Below are 5,970 nucleotides of genomic sequence, written 5' to 3' on the forward strand. Positions count from 1 at the left end.
GAGTATCGCCATGCTTAACTAACGGCAGCCAAAGGGGCTTTAGTTAGTGTGGGGAGTGAAAAATTATCAGCTTGCTGCAATGCCATACGTTGAAGTAGAGCAAGGTTCGTGTGATCCGCTTTTAAATGAACGTCAATTTGGCGCTTTATTTGAACGACTTTGTCTTGTAATCCTAAGGCTTGATAACACAGCGCCAACAAGAAGAACGCGTCGACATCATTGCCTGAAAACTCGTTTATCGAAATACTCTCAATGCACTCTGTCGCAACCTCATGTTGATCGAGTTGAATCAGTTGTAAGGTACGACAAAGCTTTAGAAGCGGCTTGCTCAATGCGTAAGACTTTTCAGAGTGAGAAAGCCTCTGCCAAGTCGCTTCAGGTTTCCAAAGTGTTAGTTCTTCGTGGGTGAGCGCCAAACTATCCGCCCATAAGATGAGTGCTCGCTTACCTGTAGAATCCCAAATTGAGTGAGGAATGAGTTGTGCGAGAGATTTGAGATGTTGGGTCGCTTGTGTGACATTTTTATCTAGCAACTGCAGCCAGACCATGGTGTTGGTTAACTCAATATTACTGCTGTTCACGGTGAGTACTTGGTCAATCAGGTCGCTCGCGGATTCGAAATCACTGGTATTGAGACAGATCTTGACCTTAAGTTGCTGAAGTTTGATATTGCGCGGGTTACTTTCTATTAGGCCATCGATTTGACGGAGTGCGTCGTGATAGTGCTGCTTGAGGATATGTATTTCAATGAGCTTAACTTTAGCGGGCAGGTAATCATGGAGCTGCAATAGCCCATTCAACATGGCTTGTGCGTCATCGAGTTGTTGGTTTTTTATCAGAATATTCGCCATATAAATAATGGCATCTTTCAGTGTCGACGGGTCAGGGGCTTTGCCAAAGAGTGGCTTTACCGCATTGAGGCCATTCTTTAAAAAGGCCTGCTCTAATGTCGAAAAGTATTGCTGTCGAGAGAGTGCGGATGTGACTCTTTTTATGATGTCATCTGCACGTATTGGCTTAATCAAATAACCATCAGGTTCTAAGTTAGCATAACCAAAGAAGGTATCTTGGCTGTCATTGCCAGTGACGATAAAGACGATCGTCACTGGCCTGATTAATTCTTTTTGCTGCAAGAACTCAAGCAACTGCAAGCCATTGCTTCCTGAGCCTAAATCGTGGTCAATTAATAAGATGTCGAATCGATGTGCGCGACAAGCCTCAATCGCGTTTTGTGCATTGGATGCGCTAATCACATTGTTGTTAGGCACGCCTAACTTGATAAGTAGTGCGCGGGTAGCACTTTGAATGACGCTGCTGTCATCAACGATGAGGTAGCGCGATCGGGCGAGTATATCCATATAGTAGCCTTCTGACGTATTGAGCCTTGCCACTTTGTCGTCTATGAATTAGCGGCTTATTTATTAAACACTTAAGTGTAGGAGTGAATTTAATGAATAGCCACAAGTTGCACATCAATACGTACGGAATAATGTATAGGGAGTGATGTTGGTTCAGAAGGTTAGCGTGTTTCTAAAGTTAGAAATAAAAGGGGAAAGATACTATATACAAAAAAGACCGCACGAGGCGGTCTTTATAAAAGTTAGCGTAGGACTCTTTAACTACAGAACCTAATTACAGAACCATGGCTGCAATCCAACCGAATACGATCAGTGGGATGTTGTAGTGTAGGAACGTCGGTACTACGGTTTCCCATACGTGCTCGTGTTGACCATCAGCATTAAGACCCGATGTTGGACCTAAGGTTGAGTCAGAAGCTGGAGAGCCAGCATCACCAAGCGCTGCCGCTGTACCTACTAGAGCGATCGTTGCCATAGGTGAGAAACCAAATGCTGCTGCTAGTGGAACGTAGATAGTTGCAAGGATTGGAATCGTAGAGAACGAAGAACCAATACCCATAGTTACCAATAGACCAACAATTAGCATAAGCAGTGCCGCTAGAGGCTTGTTGTCACCGATGCTGGTTGAAAGCGCTTCAACCAAAGATTCAACGCCACCAGTTTGCTTCATTACCGCTGCAAAACCTGCCGCTGCAATCATGATGAAACCGATCATTGCCATCATGTGAACGCCCTTAGTGAAGACATCGTGTGTCTCTTTCCAAGCGATTACACCACCAAAGGTGAATACCATGAAACCAGCCAAAGCACCGATGATCATAGAACCTGTCGATAGTTGAACCGTTAGTGCAGCAACAATACCCGCAGCAGCCACTAGGATGTGCTTCTTGTTGATCTCTTTCACTTCGGTTGAAACAACAGTATGAGACGTTTCTTTGTATTGGCGAGGCTTACGGTAAGTAAAGAATACTGCCGTAAGAAGACCAAAGATCATGCCTGCAGCCGGTAACAACATCGCCATTGGTACTTGGCTTGCTACTACGTTTTCAAGACCGTTGTCGTGAAGGTTTTTAAGCAGGATGTTGTTTAGGAAGATGCCACCAAAACCGATAGGTAGAACCATATACGGAGTAATCAGGCCAAAAGTAAGTACACACGCAACCAGACGACGGTCTAGGTTCATTTTTGCGAATACGCCTAATAGAGGTGGGATTAAAATTGGGATGAAGGCGATATGCACAGGAATCACGTTTTGCGAAGACATGGTCACTAAGATCAAAGACGCAAGGATGCCATATTTTAGACCATTAGATGCCGCACTGTTCTCTTTGCCGTGAATGCGCTTAATGACGCTTTGAGCAAGTAGATCTGTGATACCAGAACGAGAGATAGCAACAGCAAAGGTACCAAGCATTGCGTAGCTAAGTGCGATAGTTGCACCGCCACCTAATCCACTTTCGAACGCTGCTACAGCATCGTTCACACTCATACCAGAGGCTACGCCACCGATAATTGCGCTGAACGTGAGAGCCACGACAACGTTTACGCGCATCAAAGCTAAAACAAGCATGATGCAAACTGAAATTACAACAGGATTCATATTATTCTCGGGATGTTGTGTTTTTTATGAAGGCAATACGAGTGAACGTTTACCGACTCTATTTGTTATTCTTCGTCAACAAGAGGCCAACCACCAAGGGCTTTCCATTTGTTTACTATGCCGCAAAATAACTCTGTGGTTTTTTGCGTATCATACAAAGCAGAGTGTGCTTCTTTGTTGTCAAATTCCATCCCCGCAGTGCGGCAAGCTTTAGCCAAAACGGTTTGACCGTAGGCAAGACCACTAAGGGCTGCAGTGTCAAAAGTTGCAAATGGATGGAAAGGGACGCGTTTAAGCTTACAACGCTCACTTGCTGCATTAACGAAGTTTAAATCGAACGTAGCATTGTGAGCGACCATGATTGCGCGACTGCAATCTGAAGCTTTTTGTTCTTTTCTCACAAGCTTGTAGATTTCTTTAAGGGCTTCTTGTTCCGACACAGCACCACGTAATGGGCTAAATGGGTCTTTAATTCCGTTAAAGTCTAATGCTGCCTGCTCTATATTTGCGCCTTCAAAAGGCTCAATGTGAAAATGAAGCGTTGATGCAGGGTGCAGATCTCCGTTCTCATCCATTCTTAGTGTAATGGCACAGATTTCTAATAATGCATCGGTTTCAGCGTTAAACCCTGCGGTTTCCACGTCGATGACCACTGGGAAATAGCCACGAAAGCGTTTTTTAAGGGTCAGAGCTTCGTTTTCTACAGTCATGTTAGCCCAAATATGTGTGATTAAGGCAGCATTATTGCAGATAATAGCAGTGATAAAAACTAGGGAAGGGCAATAAATCATAAATTAGCCGACCTATTTCGGCTTGATAATTGCATATTCAAACGTGATGGAAAAATGCGGCAATTGGCTGCATTGTTAAACGAATTGCTTAAGAGATACTCCACTTTATGAAGAAACAACTCATAACAGGTTCAATGCTATTTTCGCTACTTATGTCGTCATCGGTATTGGCACAAGAAAAGCGTTACGGAGCATCTCCTCTACAGTCGACGTGGGAGATGGTGGCTAACACGCCACTAGAATGTCGCTTGGTTCACCCTATACCCAACTTCGGTGATGCTGAGTTTTCATCTCGCGCGAGTAAAAAAATCATTTTGGATTTTGAGCTTAAAATGCGTCGCCCAATGGGGGCGACACGCAATGTAAGCTTGATCTCTATGCCGCCAGCTTGGCGTCCGGGCGAAAGTGCTGACCGCATGACGACCATTAAGTTCTTCCAACAATTTGATGGCTATGTTGGTGGTCAAACCGCTTGGGGTATTTTGAGTGAGCTGGAGAAAGGGCGTTACCCGACATTCAGCTATCAAGAGTGGCAGAGCCGAGATCAGCGAATCGAAGTTGCGCTATCATCGGTATTATTCCAAGAAAAGTATAATGTGTTCAGTGACTGTATCGCCAACTTATTGCCTTACAGCTTCGAAGATATCTCTTTTACTATCTTGCACTACGATCGTAACAGCGATCAGTTGAATAAGTCTTCACGTAAGAGACTCAGCCAGATTGCCGACTATGTTCGCTATAACCAAGACATCGACCTTGTGCTGGTGGCTACATACACCGATTCCGTCGATAGCAAAGGTATTAGCCAGAATCTTTCAGAGCGCAGAGCGGAATCATTAAGAGAGTACTTTAAATCTCTAGGCTTGCCAGAAGACCGTATTCAAGTACAAGGTTATGGTAAGCGTCGTCCAATTGCTGACAACAACTCGCCAATTGGTAAAGACAAAAACCGACGTGTTGTTATCTCTTTAGGTCGCACACAGGTGTAAGCTGAACAATAGCTCGTTTTGAAATGACAAAGCCCGTTTTCACTGATGACGGGCTTTTTTATATTTTAAATTTGGAGTCGTTGTTTAAACGTAATTTGTTTAGTTCAAGCGGAAGCGGGCGATCATTTCACAGTTGGTCGCGGTATCGATCTTTTCCACCATAGAAGCAATTTTAGGGTTGGGATGGCGTTTCATGAAATCGATAAGGGCTTTCTTACAGCAACCAATGGAGTCAATGAAGCTTGAACATTGCGTATTGGGACATTGCGGGATCAGTGTCAGTACTTTTTCTGAAGCCAATTGGAGATACTTGAGTTCATATTCAGTATCGCCGGCCCATCGCCAAAACTGAGCGAGGTTGTGACAAGAAATCACAGAGATAAGTAAGCGTTCGTCCGCTTGGATATCGGTACGTTCAGTAATTTTTTCGCTTAAACTCAATGCTTGCTGATAGTGAAGAATACTTTGTACAGGATCGTCGAGCTGCAATGCCGTATCGGCAAGTAACGTGTGTTTTTCCCATTCGCTAATCATTGTGTTACCTCACTAATCAATAGGGGACTTAATTTAAATGATAATTATTATCATGTAAAGTTTCATCAGTGAGAATGTTGTAATAATTAGTAAAGAATATCGATTATTAATAGAGCTACAAAAAAAGCGAGCTTTATGCTCGCTTATAGTGTTTATTCCATAGCCAAATATTGCAGAGGCTACGAAGGGTTAACCTTCTAGACCAGCACTTGCTTGTTTGTTCTGAATAAGCTCAATCATGTAGCCGTCAGGATCTTTAACGAATGCGATGTGAGTAGAGCCGCCTTTTACAGGGCCCGCTTCACGTGTCACATTACCGCCTGCTGCTTTAATCGCGTCACACGTTGTGTAGATGTCATCAACTCCGATAGCAACGTGACCAAAAGCTGAGCCAAGGTCATATTCAGTCGTGCCCCAGTTGTAAGTCAGCTCAATCACAGCGCCTTGAGATTCGTCACCAAAGCCAACGAAAGCCAGTGTGTATTCGTACTCTTTATTCTCGTTCTTACGTAACAGCTGCATGCCCATTACATTGGTGTAGAACTCGATAGACTTGTCTAGATCACCAACGCGTAGCATGGTGTGTAAAATACGGCCGTTTGACATGATTTGCTCCTAGCTTTAATTATGTATACGTTTTTGTAATTCTGTTTTATGCCGCTAGAAAAATGCGGCATTGTTTAGCTTCTTAGCTTCTT

At 43.8% G+C, this 5,970-nt stretch carries 6 protein-coding genes; 1 reads left to right on the plus strand and 5 read right to left on the minus strand.

Annotated elements, in window-relative coordinates:
• Positions 1-14 precede the first annotated feature (14 nt).
• From AB4232_RS18485 to rnt, 3 genes are all read right to left on the minus strand, one after another.
• Positions 15-1,358 carry a response regulator gene (locus AB4232_RS18485; RefSeq protein WP_372087711.1) on the minus strand — a complete coding sequence of 448 codons (1,344 nt, stop codon included), beginning with the start codon at positions 1,356-1,358 and terminating at the stop codon, positions 15-17.
• A 274-nt stretch (positions 1,359-1,632) separates the two neighbouring features.
• Positions 1,633-2,958 (minus strand): Na+/H+ antiporter family protein, encoded by a 1,326-nt coding sequence (locus AB4232_RS18490; protein WP_012603527.1) that lies wholly within the window; start codon positions 2,956-2,958, stop codon positions 1,633-1,635.
• Between the two features lie 65 nt (positions 2,959-3,023).
• A complete protein-coding gene (gene rnt, locus AB4232_RS18495; RefSeq protein ID WP_029222960.1) occupies positions 3,024-3,668 on the minus strand; it encodes a ribonuclease T in 645 nt (214 codons plus the stop codon).
• 188 nt (positions 3,669-3,856) lie between these two features.
• Between rnt and motY the strand changes: the two genes are divergently transcribed.
• Positions 3,857-4,738 carry a flagellar protein MotY gene (motY, locus tag AB4232_RS18500; RefSeq protein ID WP_012603529.1) on the plus strand — a complete coding sequence of 294 codons (882 nt, stop codon included), beginning with the start codon at positions 3,857-3,859 and terminating at the stop codon, positions 4,736-4,738.
• A gap of 99 nt (positions 4,739-4,837) precedes the next feature.
• Here motY and AB4232_RS18505 read toward each other — a convergent pair whose 3' ends face one another.
• Both AB4232_RS18505 and gloA read right to left on the minus strand, forming a co-directional pair.
• The gene (locus AB4232_RS18505; protein WP_012603530.1) at positions 4,838-5,272 is read right to left on the minus strand and encodes a DUF2753 domain-containing protein; all 435 of its coding nucleotides are present in this window, start codon (positions 5,270-5,272) and stop codon (positions 4,838-4,840) included.
• 189 nt (positions 5,273-5,461) lie between these two features.
• Positions 5,462-5,878, minus strand: a complete 417-nt coding sequence (gloA, locus tag AB4232_RS18510; protein ID WP_004734046.1) for a lactoylglutathione lyase — start codon at positions 5,876-5,878, stop codon at positions 5,462-5,464.
• Positions 5,879-5,970: the final 92 nt, after the last annotated feature.

Source organism: Vibrio sp. 10N.286.46.A8 (assembly GCF_041470165.1).
Lineage (GTDB): Bacteria > Pseudomonadota > Gammaproteobacteria > Enterobacterales > Vibrionaceae > Vibrio > Vibrio tasmaniensis_A.

What these genes read in the sequence shown, in the direction of transcription:
- AB4232_RS18485 (WP_372087711.1), bottom strand. Translation starts at nt 1,358, where the DNA reads ATGGATATACTCGCCCGATCGCGCTACCTCATCGTTGATGACAGCAGC.
- AB4232_RS18490 (WP_012603527.1), bottom strand. Translation starts at nt 2,958, where the DNA reads ATGAATCCTGTTGTAATTTCAGTTTGCATCATGCTTGTTTTAGCTTTG.
- rnt (WP_029222960.1), bottom strand. Translation starts at nt 3,668, where the DNA reads ATGACTGTAGAAAACGAAGCTCTGACCCTTAAAAAACGCTTTCGTGGC.
- motY (WP_012603529.1), top strand. Translation starts at nt 3,857, where the DNA reads ATGAAGAAACAACTCATAACAGGTTCAATGCTATTTTCGCTACTTATG.
- AB4232_RS18505 (WP_012603530.1), bottom strand. Translation starts at nt 5,272, where the DNA reads ATGATTAGCGAATGGGAAAAACACACGTTACTTGCCGATACGGCATTG.
- gloA (WP_004734046.1), bottom strand. Translation starts at nt 5,878, where the DNA reads ATGTCAAACGGCCGTATTTTACACACCATGCTACGCGTTGGTGATCTA.